Source organism: Idiomarina sp. (genome assembly GCF_019431395.1).
Classification (GTDB): domain Bacteria; phylum Pseudomonadota; class Gammaproteobacteria; order Enterobacterales; family Alteromonadaceae; genus Idiomarina.
Window position 1 is genome coordinate 1490061 of the sequence record NZ_CP080268.1, and the last position, 15395, is coordinate 1505455.

At 52.8% G+C, this 15395-nt stretch carries 18 protein-coding genes; 6 read left to right on the plus strand and 12 right to left on the minus strand.

What is annotated here, in order from left to right; all coding sequences use genetic code 11:
* The first annotated feature begins 37 nt into the window (after positions 1-37).
* Genes cmoA through KZ771_RS07325 form a run of 3 tightly spaced genes read left to right on the plus strand, consistent with a single transcriptional unit; the run spans position 38 to position 2706 of the window.
* Complete coding sequence (gene cmoA, locus KZ771_RS07315; protein ID WP_290652588.1) at positions 38-778, plus strand: carboxy-S-adenosyl-L-methionine synthase CmoA; 741 nt, start codon at positions 38-40, stop codon at positions 776-778.
* The gene (cmoB, locus tag KZ771_RS07320) at positions 778-1758 is read left to right on the plus strand and encodes a tRNA 5-methoxyuridine(34)/uridine 5-oxyacetic acid(34) synthase CmoB (RefSeq protein WP_290652590.1); all 981 of its coding nucleotides are present in this window, start codon (positions 778-780) and stop codon (positions 1756-1758) included. The genes cmoA and cmoB overlap by 1 nt, the downstream gene beginning before the upstream one ends.
* Positions 1759-1791: 33 nt before the next feature.
* Complete coding sequence (locus KZ771_RS07325; protein ID WP_290652592.1) at positions 1792-2706, plus strand: LysR family transcriptional regulator; 915 nt, start codon at positions 1792-1794, stop codon at positions 2704-2706.
* Between the two features lie 239 nt (positions 2707-2945).
* Here the strand turns inward: KZ771_RS07325 and galU are convergent, their stop codons facing one another.
* On the minus strand, positions 2946-3839 hold the full coding sequence (gene galU / locus KZ771_RS07330; protein ID WP_290652594.1) for a UTP--glucose-1-phosphate uridylyltransferase GalU: 894 nt from the start codon (positions 3837-3839) through the stop codon (positions 2946-2948).
* 114 nt (positions 3840-3953) lie between these two features.
* Here galU and KZ771_RS07335 point away from each other — a divergent pair, with 114 nt between their 5' ends.
* Positions 3954-4265, plus strand: coding sequence for a DUF6170 family protein (locus KZ771_RS07335; protein ID WP_290652596.1), 312 nt, complete (start codon positions 3954-3956; stop codon positions 4263-4265).
* Here KZ771_RS07335 and KZ771_RS07340 read toward each other — a convergent pair.
* The 11 genes from KZ771_RS07340 to ccmA form a co-directional block, all read right to left on the minus strand.
* A complete protein-coding gene (locus KZ771_RS07340; RefSeq protein ID WP_290652598.1) occupies positions 4231-5226 on the minus strand; it encodes a response regulator in 996 nt (331 codons plus the stop codon). The two genes, KZ771_RS07335 and KZ771_RS07340, sit on opposite strands and share 35 nt — an antisense overlap.
* 74 nt (positions 5227-5300) lie before the next feature.
* Complete coding sequence (locus KZ771_RS07345) at positions 5301-6035, minus strand: VacJ family lipoprotein (protein WP_290652600.1); 735 nt, start codon at positions 6033-6035, stop codon at positions 5301-5303.
* A gap of 3 nt (positions 6036-6038) precedes the next feature.
* Positions 6039-7277 (minus strand): c-type cytochrome biogenesis protein CcmI, encoded by a 1239-nt coding sequence (gene ccmI / locus KZ771_RS07350; protein WP_290652602.1) that lies wholly within the window; start codon positions 7275-7277, stop codon positions 6039-6041.
* Positions 7270-7740: a cytochrome c-type biogenesis protein gene (locus KZ771_RS07355; protein WP_290569498.1), complete on the minus strand. Its 471-nt coding sequence runs from the start codon at positions 7738-7740 to the stop codon at positions 7270-7272. Before KZ771_RS07355 ends, ccmI begins: the two co-directional genes overlap by 8 nt.
* Complete coding sequence (locus KZ771_RS07360; RefSeq protein WP_290652604.1) at positions 7737-8300, minus strand: DsbE family thiol:disulfide interchange protein; 564 nt, start codon at positions 8298-8300, stop codon at positions 7737-7739. Before KZ771_RS07360 ends, KZ771_RS07355 begins: the two co-directional genes overlap by 4 nt.
* Positions 8297-10273 carry a heme lyase CcmF/NrfE family subunit gene (locus KZ771_RS07365; protein WP_290652606.1) on the minus strand — a complete coding sequence of 659 codons (1977 nt, stop codon included), beginning with the start codon at positions 10271-10273 and terminating at the stop codon, positions 8297-8299. Before KZ771_RS07365 ends, KZ771_RS07360 begins: the two co-directional genes overlap by 4 nt.
* Positions 10270-10761, minus strand: coding sequence for a cytochrome c maturation protein CcmE (gene ccmE, locus KZ771_RS07370; RefSeq protein ID WP_290569504.1), 492 nt, complete (start codon positions 10759-10761; stop codon positions 10270-10272). Before ccmE ends, KZ771_RS07365 begins: the two co-directional genes overlap by 4 nt.
* The gene (gene ccmD, locus KZ771_RS07375) at positions 10758-10982 is read right to left on the minus strand and encodes a heme exporter protein CcmD (protein ID WP_133540172.1); all 225 of its coding nucleotides are present in this window, start codon (positions 10980-10982) and stop codon (positions 10758-10760) included. The genes ccmE and ccmD overlap by 4 nt, the downstream gene beginning before the upstream one ends.
* Positions 10982-11731 carry a heme ABC transporter permease gene (locus tag KZ771_RS07380; RefSeq protein WP_290569506.1) on the minus strand — a complete coding sequence of 250 codons (750 nt, stop codon included), beginning with the start codon at positions 11729-11731 and terminating at the stop codon, positions 10982-10984. The genes ccmD and KZ771_RS07380 overlap by 1 nt, the downstream gene beginning before the upstream one ends.
* Before the next feature lies 1 nt (position 11732).
* Positions 11733-12419 (minus strand): heme exporter protein CcmB, encoded by a 687-nt coding sequence (gene ccmB, locus KZ771_RS07385; RefSeq protein ID WP_290569508.1) that lies wholly within the window; start codon positions 12417-12419, stop codon positions 11733-11735.
* A complete protein-coding gene (gene ccmA / locus KZ771_RS07390) occupies positions 12416-13096 on the minus strand; it encodes a cytochrome c biogenesis heme-transporting ATPase CcmA (protein ID WP_290652608.1) in 681 nt (226 codons plus the stop codon). Before ccmA ends, ccmB begins: the two co-directional genes overlap by 4 nt.
* Positions 13097-13236: 140 nt before the next feature.
* On the opposite strand from ccmA, the gene KZ771_RS07395 reads away from it, so the two are divergent.
* Positions 13237-15081, plus strand: a complete 1845-nt coding sequence (locus KZ771_RS07395) for a flagellar hook-length control protein FliK (protein ID WP_290652610.1) — start codon at positions 13237-13239, stop codon at positions 15079-15081.
* Entirely contained in the window at positions 15078-15356 is a 279-nt protein-coding gene (locus tag KZ771_RS07400; protein WP_290569513.1) for an EscU/YscU/HrcU family type III secretion system export apparatus switch protein, read from the plus strand. Before KZ771_RS07395 ends, KZ771_RS07400 begins: the two co-directional genes overlap by 4 nt.
* The last annotated feature ends 39 nt before the right edge of the window (positions 15357-15395 follow it).

The window sequence follows — 15395 nt, forward strand, 5'->3', positions numbered from 1 at the left end:
TGTTTATATAGAGCATTATCGGACAGGCGCGCCATTTATGAACCATCGCGATACTATTTTTTCTAAACCCTTACCGAGTGTCGCTGATTTTAGCTTCGATCAGCACGTGGTCGAGGTGTTTCCCGACATGATAAACCGCTCGGTTCCGGGTTATTCCAGCATTTTACAAACCTTGCCGCAACTGGCCGCACGTTACGTTCAACCGAATTCCAACGTGTATGACTTAGGTTGCTCGCTGGGCGCGGCAACGCTGGCTTTGCGCAAAGGCTGCGAAGCCACTGCACCGGTTCAGATTATCGCCGTCGACAACTCCGAAGCAATGGTCGAGCGGGCGCGACTGCACCTGCAAGGTTTTAAAAGCCAAGTGCCGGTAACACTACGATGCGAGGATATCCGCGAAACCGACATTACTAATGCGTCTATGATAGTGCTCAATTTTACGTTGCAATTCGTGCCGCGTGAAGAGCGCCAGCGTATTATTTCGACACTTTTTTCTGGTTTACGCCCCGGTGGTGCCTTGATGATTGCCGAAAAAATCATCGCCGAGGACGATACCATGAACGATGTACTGGTGGATCTGCACCACGATTTTAAGCGTGCCAATGGCTACAGCGAGCTGGAAATCAGCCAAAAACGCGCCGCCATCGAAAACGTCATGAAAATTGACAAGCTGTCCGACCATTTTGCGCGCTTTAAGGAAGCCGGCTTTGCTCACTATGGCTGCTGGTTTCAGTGTTTTAATTTTGCTGCCATGCTGGCTGTTAAGGGAACTGACTAATGCCGATGTTTAATCATTCACTGCAACGTTTAATCGATAGCCCGCATGCCGCCTGGCTGGAAACCTTACCAACACAGCTACGTCAGTTTAGCGACAAACCCCATGGCGACTTTAAAAAATGGCAACGGGTGTTAAAGCAGTTGCCGGATATCGAACTAACGGATAGCGCGGATGTTGATTTAGGCGACACCATTAGCATCGGCTCTGCGGCGCGGGCGACCGACTCGCAGCGAGCGCAAATGCGCGGGCTGTTAATGCAGTTATGCCCGTGGCGTAAAGGTCCGTTCGATTTGTTCGGCATGACCATCGATACCGAATGGCGGTCGGACTGGAAGTGGCAGCGGGTTGCGCCCCATCTGGATTCATTACAGGGCAAACAAGTGCTGGATGTCGGCTGTGGCAGCGGTTATCACTTATGGCGGATGCTGGAAGCCGGTGCGGAGGATGTTTGGGGAGTCGATCCGGGCGAGCTGTTTTTAACCCAGTTTCAGGCGATTAAAAAATATATGCCGCCGGCGCTTGCCCGGCACGCGCACTTTTTCCCGGTCGGTATTGAACAGATGCCGGAGTTAAAAAGCTTCGATACCGTGTTTAGCATGGGTGTGTTGTATCACCGCCGTTCGCCGCTGGAATTTTTGCAGCAGTTAAAAGGGTTGTTAAAGCCCGGCGGCCAGTTAGTGCTGGAGACGATTGTAGTCGAGGGCGACGATACCACGGTGATGATGCCCGGTGAACGTTATGCACAAATGCGCAATGTTTGGTTTTTACCCAGCGCTGAGGCGTTGGCGGTTTGGCTACAACGGCTGGGCTTCAAAGACATCGAAATTGTTGACCATAACGTCACCTCTCTGGACGAACAGCGGTCGACGGAATGGATGCAGGGTGAATCGTTAAAAGATTTTCTTGATCCAAATGACTACAATATGACTATTGAAGGGTACAAAGCACCGATCCGTGCCATTCTGACTGCACGGACCTAAGTTTTCTTCAATAAGGGCGGTATCAATACTGATATGGCACATTACAGAGCAAAATCCACCTTAGAGCAGTGGCGGATTTTTCAGGCCGTTATCGACTGTGGCGGTTATGCTCACGCAGCCGATAAATTGAATAAGAGCCAATCCTCTTTAAACCACGCCGTAGCAAAATTACAACAGGTGTTAGGCGTACAACTGCTTGAGGTTAAAGGTCGTAAGGCGGTTTTAACGGCGGTGGGCGAGGTTATGCTGCGTCGCTCCCGACAGTTAACACAAACGGCACAGGAACTGGAACAACTGGCGCATAACCTGGAACAAGGTTGGGAGCCGGAAGTTAAATTAGCGCTGGAGATGGTGTTTGACCGCTCGACGCTGATTCCGGCATTACGCAAGTTTCAGGACTTTAGCCGCGGCAGCCGGTTATCGATCGAAGACACCGTATTGACCGGCACGCTGGAGCACATTCGCGAAAAATCAGCGGATGTGGTCATTACCCACCACCTGCCGAAAGGCTATATTGGCGAACCTATTGACGATTATGTGATGGATTTGGTGTGCCATCCTGACCATCCGTTGGCGCAACTCGAACAGCCGGTTGCGCAGGACGAGTTAAGCCAGCATTTGCAAATTGTTATCCGCGATACCGCCGAACATCCGCAGGAGGATGAAGGCTGGCTGAAGGCGGAGCAACGCTGGACGGTGAGCCATTTCGACGAAGCTTTGCGATTGGTTCGTTCCGGCCTCGGCTTTTGCTGGTTACCGCCCTACATTGCCGAGCGCGAGATGAAAAAAGGCGCTATTCGCAAACTGCAACTGGAAGGCAGTAGCTGCCGCAAAGGCAGCTTGTATATGGTGCTACCGAAAGGCGAACAAACCGGCCCCTGCGCACGCCAATTGGCCGACTTGATCCTGGGCAAGGAGATCGAAGCGCAGAAAGCGGCCGTTTCGTGACATCTATTCCCGCCGTCACGCGGCGCGTTGCGCCGCTAAGCCGACGGCTACTTACGATATGCAATCATTCCTTTCCGTCGCGAGCTAAATTGCACTTTTGAAACGATGACGTTGAATCCTTTTAAAACCTTGATGCCGACTACCCCTCGCTATTAATTCATATCGTAAGTGGCCGCCGGTTTAGTGAGGCGTAGCCGAACGCAACGGCGGAGCGGAATGCCCCCCACCGTCGTATGTCATCAAAGCCTATTTATATAATCCCGCATATCATCCGCTAGTTGCGGGTGGCGCAGGGCGTGCTCGAGGAAGGCTTTGGCGTAGCCGAATTTGTTGCCGCAGTCGTGGCTTTTGCCTTTCATGTAGTAGGCATTGACCGGTTTATCCTGCAATAACATTGCCATGGCGTCGGTTAGCTGAATTTCGTTGCCGGCACCAACCGGGGTTCTTTCCAGCAATGGCCATAATTCTTTCGGGAACACATAACGACCAACCACAGCCAAATCTGACGGCGCCTCGTCCACGGCGGGTTTTTCAACCAATTGCTTAATGGCCGCCTGCTCACCGGGGGCCAAATCCGCACCGTTAATATCGGCAACGCCGTAGCTACTAACATTTTCGTGTGGCACTTTCTCTACCATCACCTGGGCCGCGCCGGTCTGCTCAAAATTGCGCTTCATTTCGGCCATGTTGTCGCGCTTAAGGTCGCAGCTGGCTTCGTCGACCAGGACATCCGGTAACACCACCGCAAACGGTTCATTACCGACCAACGGCCGCGCACACAGCACCGCATGGCCTAAGCCCTTCGCCTCGCCCTGACGCACGTGCATAATGGTGGTGCCTTTGGGACAAATCGCCTGTACTTCTTCTAACAACTGACGCTTAACGCGGCGCTCGAGGGTTGTTTCTAGTTCAAAACTGGTATCGAAGTGGTTTTCGATACTGTTTTTACTGGAATGTGTAACCAAAATCACATCGGTTAAGCCCGCCGCAGCACACTCTTCCACAATAAACTGAATTAACGGACGATCGACCAGCGGCAGCATTTCTTTTGGAATGGCCTTAGTGGCTGGTAACATCCGTGTTCCTAGTCCCGCAACCGGGATAACGACTTTTTTGACGTTCTGCTTGTCCATGCTTTTACCTATTCTAAAGTTCTAAAAATCGGCCACGTTTATACCGCGTTTTACTGTTATAATGCAACCTCAACGCGCCTATAGACAGTGAATTTAAAGGTAACAAAGGTACTTATGGCCCTGTATTTTTCTTCCAAAAAAGTTCCGCAATTGCAGGACTATTCATTTGTTGAGCGTGCAGCAATACTGGCTGCAGCGCAACAAGCGATGCCTGTTCCACGTCGGTTAATCTGCAACCTGGCTAAGTTAGTGCCAATTTGTGTGGTATTTTATGCCATCGTAGACGTGCAAGGATGGTGGAAGTTACCCGCGTTGTTAGCGGCCGGAATTGGTTATCCGTTGTTTACCCAGCCAATTAATATCAATATGAGCCTGCCCTACATCGATAAGGCTATTCGGCAGTTTGAGGCGTCTCGCGCTGAATAATTAGCTCGGCTTGTTGTGGCAGCCGGGCATGAATTTTACTCACTTGTTCAAGTTCACGGCATTGATAGCGCGCCTGTTGCCATATGCCCAACGCCAGATCCGGTTTTGCCTGCGGTTCACTGTGTATCATGTCCCCCGCCTGCGCCCAGCGCCAGTGTTGTTGTTTGGTATCTAACACCCCCACCCAGACATCAAAAGCCGTACGAATGCGCGAGTGACAGAGCTCGTTATTAAGATGCCGCAACAGCCGCTGTGGTTGTAAAACCGTATCGTCGTTTCCGGACAGGTGTTGACGTAACAGCGGATCTAACAGCGTTTTGAAAACCAGCAAGGGTATCAGGGTTTGGTCGGTTGCGTTTTGCGGGCTTGCCATCAGCACCAGCACCCTGCCGTCCAGCAGTGGCCGGTAATCCAGCCACAAACTAGGCTGTCCGTTTTGCAGATGAAAATCAAACCGGTAGCCGCCCAACTGCAGCGAGCCATTAGGCAATAATTCGTGCGTCAGCCGCTGTACCAGCGCATCATCGTTGTAGAGCACGTCGATATGATCATCCAGCTCCCAGCGATCATGCAGGTAGGTTTCTTCTAACTGGTAGCGCTTAAGACAATGCTGAATTGCCTCGTTTAGGGTGGTTAAACTCTCTAACGGCTTGACCAGATAATCCCACGCCCCTAGTCGCACCGCTTCGCGGATATCCGCCATGGAGTCACTGGCAGAAACCACAATAATCGGCAGGTCGGTGGTCATCGACAGCAGTGTCTCGATAACCTCGAGACCGCTGATATCAGGGAGTTTTAAGTCACAAATGATAATATCGGGGGTACGTTGACTGCACAGTTTGATGCCTTCGCGGCCGTTAGCTGTACAGTGCACGTCATAATCGAGCTGACGCAGGTATTGTTGCACGACGCCCTGAAAAACGACGTCGTCCTCGATCATTAATACCGTTGCCTGCGACATGTTTACCGCCTTTAAATACCGAAACTGCCTTAAGCATTGTTCAGGATCAGGCTGGCGTCAATGTCACGATTTGATTAAAAATCTTCAAAATCTTCGAAGTCTTCAGCCGGCTCTTGCGGCGGATTACCGTCATACACGTTGTAACGCCAGTTTTGATAATACGCCTCTTTAACAAAGGTGTAGGGGTCCAGCGCGTTCTCCAGCACTTGCTCTTGCTCACGCAAGCGTAAGCGCAGCTCCAGCCCTTTTACCGTATAACGCGGAATGTCCCAGTCTGAGTCGACTGCGGTATAAGGGAAGTAATTGCCGTCAACCCAGTCGGTACCACGATCGATAAGTACCGTCGGGCCCAACAGTGGCAACATCAGGTAAGGACCGTCCGGTACGCCCCACAGTGCCAGTGTTTCGCCCAGTGATTCTTCGCGTTTGGTCAGGCCCATTTCGGTGGCCGGATCCAATAATCCCAGCAAACCAATGGTGCTGTTAAAGAAAAAGCGACCCACGGTAACACCGGCATCTTTGGGTTTACCTTGCAAAATATTATTTACAAACGACCAGGGCTCTTGCAGGTTTTCGAACGCGCGATACAACGAATGACGCACCGGTGCCGGGATGTTTTCATAAACCTCGGCGGTTGGTTTGATTACTGCTTCGTCAACATCTTGGTTAAAATCCCAGACCACGCGGTTCATGTCCTCGAACGGGTCTCGCTTGTCGGCATAAGGATCATCCGGTGTGGATGAACAACCGGCCAACACCAGCACTGACATCAGCGCACCAAACAGCTTCGCATACCACCTTTTTTGCATCGCTTACTTTCCACTTCCATTTTGATTGTTTGTTGTCGCAACTTGCTCTGTCAGCCGCAGTGTGACGCTGGCAGAATCCTTTGCATTAATAACCGCTGGTACGGCATTCAGATCACCCGCTTGTACATCTATTTTGTCATCTTGCGAGACGCGCGCCTGTACTTTCCATTGCTCGAGTGAGCTTAACTGATAGTCGGGCAGCATCGAATCCTGGTTACTCAAGGTAACAGTTACCGGCAAACTGCCGGCGGCAACACGCTTAACCGCCGCCGGCATCGGTGCTCCATCAGGCGCAGTCACGTAAATAAACAAGGTACCATTGGCAGGCAGTGCATCACGCACGGTTTCGCCCAGCTCCACCGTTACCGTCAGGCTCATGGCACCCTGTTGCAACTGCTGCTTGGCATCGGCAATTGCCTGTTCCACCACCTCGCGCCGGTTTGAGTCTGCAGGTGTTAACGATAACAAGCGCTGCCACGCGTTGATAGCTTGTTCGTAATTGGCGTTTTCGAATGCAACAAAACCGCTTAATGACAGTGCATCAGCATTATCCGGCTCTAACCGCAGTGCCCGAGCTAATAACTGCGCCGCCTGCTGGTTAGTCTCTGCGCCGCCATTTTGCAGTAAAAAGCGTGCATAGCTAATCAGCGTGCCGACACGGTCAGGGTCTAAGTCCAGCGACCGTTGGAAGGCGTTATTGGCCTGGTCGAACTGTTGTAAATCGCTCATCAGACCGGCATAAATCCACCACGCGATGGGGTCGTCGCCCTGGCGTTGTAGTTTTTGCCGCAGCCCCAGCGCAAAGGTCGACAGCGTCTCGGCATCCACCTGCTGTTGTTCCTGTAACACGGTTTTGCCCAGCTCGGGCAATTGCTGCAAGGCGTCGTCGGCCTGGCGCTGCAGTGTCCAGCTACCGAATGCGATGTAGAGCCCTACCGACAACACCACCAATAAGACAATGGGTAGCCAGGGTTTAGCCGGTAGCCATTTTATGTCGGCTTCGATATTACGATTATCGGTAACGAAGGTTTTATCCAGCTCGGTTACCGCTTGCTGATATTCTTCTTCGCTGACACGACCGTTGGCATGATCCTCGTCTAATTCGGACAGGCGCTGACGGTACCACTGCTGATTTTCGTTATCGCGGCTAAGCTGCTGTTTGTGCTGAAATACCCGTGCCAATAAAATGACAATCACCGCTAAGATGACTAACACGGCTAACGCCAGTACTAACTTAATCATCTTTGGCCTCCGCTTTTAGTTGCGCCAGGCGACGCTTTTCTTCGTCGCTTAAGGTGACCGGCTGGCTACGCTTTCGCGATAAGCGCAAGGCCAGAAAAATGCCAATTAATGCAATCGCCACCGGTGCCACCCAAAGTATGGCGGTAAATACATTAAACGGCGGCTTATAGTGCGCGAAATTGCCGTAGCGCGCGACCATGTAATCAATAACCGCTTGTTTCGATTCACCGGCCATGACCATTTCGTAGGCGCGTTCACGCATATCCGCAGCGAGCGGTGCATTGGAGTCGGCGATATTCTGGTTTTGACATTTCGGGCAGCGTAACTCGCTGATCAGTTCCGCGTAGGTCTTGCGCTGTTGTTCAGTGTCGAATTCGTGGCCATCATAGGTAACCTGCTGCGCCAAAGCCCCGAGACTTAAACACAGCAACAGGCTGGCTATTAACGCACTGAAATATCTCATTGCTGTGCCTCCTGCTGTAACTGGCTATAAATGCCTTTGAGTTTGTTCTGCCAGTTACGGGCATTGACGTCGCCCACATGGCGGTAACGAATTTTGCCCTCGGCATCAATAAAGTAAGTTTCCGGCGCACCGTACACACCAAATTCAAAGGCGACCTCGCCTTCGGGATCGAACAGGTTAACGGTGTACGGGTCGCCAAGGGTATTTAACCAGCCTATGGCTTTGGCACGCGAATCGTCTTTGTAATTTAGCCCGACAATAGGAATTCCCTGTGCCGCCAACTCGTTTAAAAACGCATGTTCAGCGCGGCAGGTCGGGCACCAGGTGGCCCAGACGTTCATCAGCATGGGGCCGTCTTTTAACACCTCCTGGCTGTAGACTTTGTCGTTGTTAAACAAGTCCACGGCATTGAATTCAGGTACCGATTTATCAATTAACACCGATTCAAGTTTGGTCGGGTCACTGCCCAGGCCTTTTAATAAAAACACCAGCAATAGTGCAAATACGATTAAAGGCGCAAATAGCACCCACCAACGGCGTTTGGACTGCTCTTCACTCATGCCGACTGCTCCTTAGCTTTAACCCGTTTGCCCGAACGATAGCGCTTGTCGGCCATCGCTAGTGCGCCACCAATGGCCATAATAATCGCGCCTAACCAAATCCAGCGCACAAAAGGTTTTACGTAAAAACGCACTGCCCAGGGCTGATCCGCGTCCGCGACATCATCTAAAGGCTCGCCCATCGCTACATATAAGTCTCGCAATAAACTAGCGTCTAAGCCGACTTCGGTCATGCTCATGCGCTGAACGGTGTAAAAGCGTTTTTCGCTAACCACTTCGGTAACGAATTCGCCGTTTTTATGTAGCTGGAAAATTCCCTGATCAGCAAGGTAATTAGGCCCCTCAAAGTGCGTAAGCTCCTTAAAGGTTAACTCATAACCACTAACTTCTACGGTTTGTCCGGGCGCAATGGCAACATCACGCTCGGTTTCGTAATGCGACACCAACGCCACCCCAATCAGGGTTACGGCGAAGCCGATGTGCCCCAGCACCATGCCCCAATGGCTGGCCGGTATACGGGTAATGCCTGCCAGGCCCTGTTTGCGTTGTTTTAGGGTCTGTTGCACTTCGGTTATCGTCGACAGTGCCACCCAGAACGCCAGGAACAGACCAATAGCCGCCCACACCGGCAGTTGTTCAGCCCAAATACGCGGTAAAATAAAGGTCAGTGCGAGGGCTAATACCAGACACAGTGCCAGTGGTTTAAGTAGCGGCTGCAGTGGCTGTCGGCGCCAGCGCATCAGCGGGCCGACCCCAAGTAGTAATGCAAAGGGTACCACCAGGTAGGCGTACAGCTCGTTAAAGAACGGTTCACCAATGGAGATACTGCCCATACCCAGTTCTTTATGGACTAATGGCAGCAGGGTGCCCAGCAGTACCACAATCATGGCGGCCATCAGCAGCACGTTATTGCCCAGTAGCATCACTTCGCGCGAGGCCAGGTCGTAACGGCTATAGCCCTGCATTTGCGAGGCTCGCATACCATAAAGAATAAGCGAGCCGCCAATAACGATGGCTAACAACACTAAAATAAACAGCCCGCGGGTGGGATCGGAGGCGAACGCATGCACCGAGACCAATACGCCGGAGCGCACTAAGAAGGTACCCAGCAAACTTAAACTAAAGGCCGCTATGGCTAACAGCACCGTCCATGATTTAAAACTGCCGCGCTTTTCGGTGACCGCCAGCGAGTGCAATAAGGCGGTCCCCACCAGCCATGGCATAAACGAGGCGTTTTCGACCGGATCCCAGAACCACCAGCCGCCCCAGCCGAGTTCGTAATAGGCCCACCAACTACCAATAGCGATACCCAGGGTCAGAAAAATCCACGCAGCCAGAGTCCACGGGCGCGACCAGCGCGCCCAGGCGGCGTCGAGCTTACCGGATATCAATGCCGCGATAGCAAAGGCGAACGCCACCGAGAAGCCGACGTAACCCATATACAGTAACGGCGGATGAATGATCATGCCGGGGTCTTGTAATAACGGATTCAGATCGCGGCCGTCTACCGGGATCATCGGTAGGCTACGATCAAACGGATTGGAGACCGTTAGCATAAACAGGTAAAAGCCGATGCTGATTAGGCCTAAAATACCTAATACCCGCGCCACCATCGGTAGCGGCATCGAGCGTGACAGCAGTGCCACTGCCGCTATCCAGCCCGACTGCATCAACATCCACAGCAGGAATGAACCTTCGTGCGATCCCCATACCGCGGTCACTCGATAATGAGTCGGCAGTGCAGTGTTCGAGTTGGCGGCTACATAAGCAATGGAAAAATCGTTAACGACAAACGCCGTAACCAACATCGCAAAAGCTATAGCGGTAAATAAAAACTGCCCGATAGCCAGCGGCCGCGCGTAACTCATCACGCCACCGTGCCCACGCCACGCGCCATAAAGCGCATAGCCGGCCAGCAATACCGAAAAAGCTAAGGCAATGGCGATACTGAGGTGTCCGAGTTCAGCAATCATTGCTCGCTCCCGTCGTCAGTGTAAGCCTCAGGTGAATTCGGATTAACATGTTTAATGCCTTTCATTTTTTCGGCCAGCTCAGGCGGCATGTACTCTTCGTCGTGCTTGGCCAGTACTTCGCTGGCTTTAAGCACACGCGGTTCAACTAATTCGCCCTGCGCGACAATGCCCTGCCCTTCGCGGAATAGATCCGGCAAAATGCCCTGATACAACACCGTAATTTCGGGTCCGGTATCGGTGATGTTAAATTTAACTTCGAGGGTGTCGCGGTTACGCTTAACCGAGCCTTCCACCACCATGCCGCCAACGCGCATGCGCTGGCCTACAACCGGCGCCTGCTTGCCTTCTTCGACTTCGACAAAATCAGACGGCGTGTAAAACAAATTAATACTCTGGCTCATAGCGTAGAGCATCAGTCCTACCGCAACTGACACGCCAACCACTAATAGTGCGACCCAGGTTAAGCGCTTTTTTCTGCGTGGATTCATCGCTTCGACTCCCCGACCGGCGATGCTTGCCGTTGTTGACGTTTGGACAGACGCTGTTTGCGGCGCAGTAACGTTTTACTTTGACGCTGCAAACGGCGACGCCCAATCGCGGCATCCAATGCGACACCGGCAATCACCAAAAAGGTTAAAAAGAAAGACAGCCAAACATAAAATCCGTAGCCGCCCATCTGAACAAAATCACTGAAACTATCAAACGCCATTAGTCAGCCTCCTGCGCCGTACCCAGCACCTTCTGTGCCCACGGCCGATGCAATTCGTGGCGCAGTAATTCGTTTTTAAAACGCATCATCACCAGCGTCGCGGTCAATAACATAAAGCCCAGCAGGCTAATCAGTAATGGCCACAGCATACTGGTAGCAATGGACGGACGTTCGAACTTGGTAATAGTCGCGCCCTGATGGAGGGTATTCCACCACTCCACCGAATAATGAATGATAGGCAGATTAACCACCCCGACCATCGCCAGTATGGCTGCGGCTTTGGCGCCGGTACGCTGATCATCGAAGGCATAGTAAAGCGCCATCACGCCAACATATAAAAACAATAAAATCAGTTCTGACGTCAGGCGTGCGTCCCACACCCACCAGGTTCCCCACATGGGTTTACCCCAAATGGCGCCGGTGAATAAGGCGATAGCCGTCATGGCCGCGCCCACCGGCGCAATAGCCGGAATTGACCATTCGGCAGTTTTTATTTGCCAAATCAGCGCAATGGCACCCATCACCGCCATACCAAAATACGCGCCCATCGAAAAGATTGCCGACGGCACGTGAATATAGATGATGCGATAGCTGTCGCCCTGCTGGTAATCAGCCGGCGCAAAAGCCAGTCCCCAGATCATACCCACCGCCAGGCTAATGATAGTTAAAGCGGCAAACCACGGCAGTAGTTTGTCGACTAAACGGTAGGTTGCTTCAGGTTTTGCGTAAGGATGTAACCATCGCCACATATTAATTCATACTCATTCTGACAGCGGCCGCCATTGCCAGCGGCGCCAGGGTTACCGTTAATACGGAAATTGCAGCCAAAATGGCCAATTGCCCGTGTACCGCCAGCCCCATGCCGGCATTTTCGACCGCCGAGGTCGCGAAGATTAACAGCGGAATAAACAGCGGCAATAATATCAAGCTAATCAGCGTGCCGCCACGTTGTAGCTGTAATGTTAAAGCGGCACCGATGGCACCTAACGCACTCAGTGCCGGAGTGCCCAATAGTAAGGTTAGCGCCAGCGCCCACCAGGCATCTAACGGCAAATTCAGTAACAAGGCCAACACCGGCGATAAAATAACCAGCGGCAAGCCACTTAACAGCCAATGCGCCGCCACTTTTGCGGTCAGCGTAAAGGCCAGCGGCTGTGGCAGCAAACACAGTTGTTCCAGACTGCCGTCGTTATAGTCGTCTTTAAACAACCGATCCAGTCCCAACAAGGTTGCCAGTAACGCCGCCACCCAGATAATTCCCGGTGCAATGCGCGCCAGGATATCCGGCCCGGGGCCCACGCCCAACGGGAACAGGGTCACGACCATCAACAAAAACAGCAACGGATTAAGTGCATCTGAGCGCCGCCGTGCTGCAATGCGCAAGTCACGTACCAATACAGACCGCCACAGTGCGGTCGAGTTCACGCTACTGCTCATGACGCCAGCATCTCGTATTGCGGTGCCGCTAAAGCTAATTGCTGCAACGGCAGTTGCGGGTCGTTTAGCGGCTGGTGCGAGGTCATGACGATGGTGCCGCCCTGATTTAAATGTTCAATAAAGCGTTGTTGCAGCAAGGCAATGCCTTCGACATCCAGTGAGGTAAAGGGCTCGTCCAGGATCCATAGTTTGGCCTGACTGCACCATAAGCGGGTTAACGCTACACGACGCTGCTGGCCAGCCGACAGGCGACCGGTGAATTCTTCTTCCAACCCCAGTAAGCCCAGTTGTTCCAGCACATCCCAATCGCTTTGTTGTTGGTTTTTGGCGTTAGTATCGCCGTTAAGACGGCGCTGCCAGTAGACGTTTTCGAGCGCGGTCAACTCGGGCTTAACGGCGGCTTTGTGGCCGATGTAAAGTAATTGCTGATGGTAGTCGTCGCGAACTTTTTCGATCGGATTGCCGTTAAAGTAGATGCGCCCTTCTGACGGTTGCAGCAAGCCGGTCAACATACGCAGCAAGGTCGACTTACCGGCGCCATTAGCACCGGTAATCTGCCAAATTTCGCCGCTTTGTACGGCAAACTGCAACTGCGAGAACAATACGCGGCCACTGCGAATTGAGCTTACACCGTCTGCGTGTAATAGTGGTACTGCTGAGTTCGCGAACTGAGTCATTCGTGGGTTCCAACAAGGCGCATATTTAGATGGATAAATTAATTCGAGTTTACCACAATTGCTGCCGAAAATACCATGTAAAGGCGCGGCAATTTGTCCGTGTTAAGTCAACGTTTGCTAACGGGTAATACAGAGGTTACATGGAGCTGGGTCAGTTACTACAAAATCTGCTGGGTAACAGTGGCGGTGCTAAATCGGCCGCGCCCGATGCGTTGCCTGTGCGGGTATTGAATGACTTAACCCGGGTGGTCAATGCCGAGTCGGCGAAGGTGTTGATGGGGGTATTGCAGCGTGCCGGCGGCGGGACGGGTAATGTTGCTGGCTCAGCCACAGCAGCGCAAACGCCTGCTGCGCAGGGGCAAGCTGGTGGGCTTTTGCAGCAAAGTGTGCAGCAGCAAGTCGGCCAGCAACTTAGCCGTTTGCCGATAATGGCAGTAAAGGTGACCGTACAGCCCGCCAATGCGGCAAAACAGCAGCCACCACAGGTGCTGCTGCAATTAACTGTGCAGGGTAAAAACGTGGTTGTGCCGGTAGCCATAACCCGGACTCAGCAACAACAGATTCAGGAACTACAGCAGCAAGCGCCGCAACAACCGATGCTGGTTATTGCAAAGTCCGTCAGCAAGCCAGCAGCACAAGAGAGTAAGCCGCAATTAAACCTGCAATTGGTTAGTCTTAAAGCGCCTAAACAACCGGTAGAGATTAAATTGCCACTGGCACAACTGCCCAGGCCCGCAGCCGATGCCTTGTTGCAAAGCGTAGCTCAACAACGCTTGCCCCAACAAACGCCGACTCAGCAATCCGGAACGCAGGTGCCTTTGTTAACACCGCGCGCAGCGCAAACAGCCGCAGCGGCCGAAGGCACGCTGCCAACAGCCTCGGCAACGCCGAAAACAGCCGCGCCAACGGCGCCACCGCCAGCCACCCCAGGCGTATTGCTAAAGCAAGCAAGCCAAACCACCCCCAACCAATTGCAACAAGCCCTGCAAAACCTGATTCGCGAACTCCCTCCGCCGCGAGGCAACGCTGAGCCTACACCGCGCGAAGCGCCTATCCCGCGAGGCACCGCCGAGCCCACACCGCGCGAAGCGCCCACCCCGCGAGGCACCGCCGAGCCTACACCACGCGAAGCGCCCTCCCCGCGTCAAGCGCTGGCCAGCGTCTTACAGGCCGTTTTGCAGCAACTGCCGAAAGGCGAGGCCATGCAACAACCGCAGCAACTTAAGCAATGGGTTAACGACTGGTTTGCGGCAAAACCCGTCGCAACAGCGCCACAACAACAAATGGGTACGCTGGGCAAAATGCTGATGATGTTGTTGGGCATGGCACTGCAAAAGCCCGCAGCCGCGGCGTCACAATCGGCCGCTCCGCTAAGTGGCTCGCAACAGCAGTCGGTAAGCCAGCTGACACAGGCATTAATTGACGAAGTAATGCGCCCGGCACCACGCAGTGCCGGCGATACCGGTTTTACCGGCGAAGTGCGCGAACGCATTAACCAGCTGTTGCAACAATTGCCGCAAACGCAACTACAGCGCTTAATGCAGCTATTTACCTCGGCGGTGAACAGTGCTCAAACTAGTCAGGCGAGGCTCGCTGAGACATCGGCAGCAACACCGGAATACTATGTGTTGTTGCCGGCTAATGCGCAACAGCCAGAACAACAACACGAGTTATTGATTCGTCGCGAGCAAGAACGTGGTAGTGACGGTGAACAAGGCCGTACGCTGTGGTTATTTACCTTGCGCTTTGAATTAAAAAGTTATGGCCCGTTATTGGTTAAAGGTCGCTACCACCCGGCCGGCACCCGCGTCGATTTTTATACCGAATCTGACCATGCGCAACGGGCGCTGGAGACCAAGCTGGAAAAACTGACTAAGCGCTTTGAACAACTCGAGGTAAACGGACTGAATTTAACGGTACAAAAAGGTCGGGTACCCGACACGCTGGCGAAACAACAAAGTGGCATAATTCGGGTGACCGTATGAGCGATGATCGCAAAGAAAAACAAGCCATTGGCCTTGCCTATGATGGCGTCAATGCACCGCAGGTTATCGCTAAAGGCTTTGACGAACTGGCAGAAGAAATTATTGCGGTAGCCAAAGAGCACGGCGTGATGGTGCACGAGGATCCCTTATTATCCGATTCGCTCGCGCGCCTGAACGTTGGCGAAGAAATCCCCCGCGATTTATATATCATCATTGCCGAAATCATCGCCTTCGCTTACTTGCTCGACGGCAAATTTCCCGCTTCGTGGGAATAAACGAAAATCCACCGGCGGGACGTAGCGCCCCGTCGCCGG

Bases quoted from the DNA above. Each gene is read 5' to 3' on its own strand.
- cmoA (WP_290652588.1), top strand. From the start codon at position 38: ATGAACCATCGCGATACTATTTTTTCTAAACCCTTACCGAGTGTCGCT.
- cmoB (WP_290652590.1), top strand. From the start codon at position 778: ATGCCGATGTTTAATCATTCACTGCAACGTTTAATCGATAGCCCGCAT.
- KZ771_RS07325 (WP_290652592.1), top strand. From the start codon at position 1,792: ATGGCACATTACAGAGCAAAATCCACCTTAGAGCAGTGGCGGATTTTT.
- galU (WP_290652594.1), bottom strand. From the start codon at position 3,839: ATGGACAAGCAGAACGTCAAAAAAGTCGTTATCCCGGTTGCGGGACTA.
- KZ771_RS07335 (WP_290652596.1), top strand. From the start codon at position 3,954: ATGGCCCTGTATTTTTCTTCCAAAAAAGTTCCGCAATTGCAGGACTAT.
- KZ771_RS07340 (WP_290652598.1), bottom strand. From the start codon at position 5,226: ATGTCGCAGGCAACGGTATTAATGATCGAGGACGACGTCGTTTTTCAG.
- KZ771_RS07345 (WP_290652600.1), bottom strand. From the start codon at position 6,035: ATGCAAAAAAGGTGGTATGCGAAGCTGTTTGGTGCGCTGATGTCAGTG.
- ccmI (WP_290652602.1), bottom strand. From the start codon at position 7,277: ATGATTAAGTTAGTACTGGCGTTAGCCGTGTTAGTCATCTTAGCGGTG.
- KZ771_RS07355 (WP_290569498.1), bottom strand. From the start codon at position 7,740: ATGAGATATTTCAGTGCGTTAATAGCCAGCCTGTTGCTGTGTTTAAGT.
- KZ771_RS07360 (WP_290652604.1), bottom strand. From the start codon at position 8,300: ATGAGTGAAGAGCAGTCCAAACGCCGTTGGTGGGTGCTATTTGCGCCT.
- KZ771_RS07365 (WP_290652606.1), bottom strand. From the start codon at position 10,273: ATGATTGCTGAACTCGGACACCTCAGTATCGCCATTGCCTTAGCTTTT.
- ccmE (WP_290569504.1), bottom strand. From the start codon at position 10,761: ATGAATCCACGCAGAAAAAAGCGCTTAACCTGGGTCGCACTATTAGTG.
- ccmD (WP_133540172.1), bottom strand. From the start codon at position 10,982: ATGGCGTTTGATAGTTTCAGTGATTTTGTTCAGATGGGCGGCTACGGA.
- KZ771_RS07380 (WP_290569506.1), bottom strand. From the start codon at position 11,731: ATGTGGCGATGGTTACATCCTTACGCAAAACCTGAAGCAACCTACCGT.
- ccmB (WP_290569508.1), bottom strand. From the start codon at position 12,419: ATGAGCAGTAGCGTGAACTCGACCGCACTGTGGCGGTCTGTATTGGTA.
- ccmA (WP_290652608.1), bottom strand. From the start codon at position 13,096: ATGACTCAGTTCGCGAACTCAGCAGTACCACTATTACACGCAGACGGT.
- KZ771_RS07395 (WP_290652610.1), top strand. From the start codon at position 13,237: ATGGAGCTGGGTCAGTTACTACAAAATCTGCTGGGTAACAGTGGCGGT.
- KZ771_RS07400 (WP_290569513.1), top strand. From the start codon at position 15,078: ATGAGCGATGATCGCAAAGAAAAACAAGCCATTGGCCTTGCCTATGAT.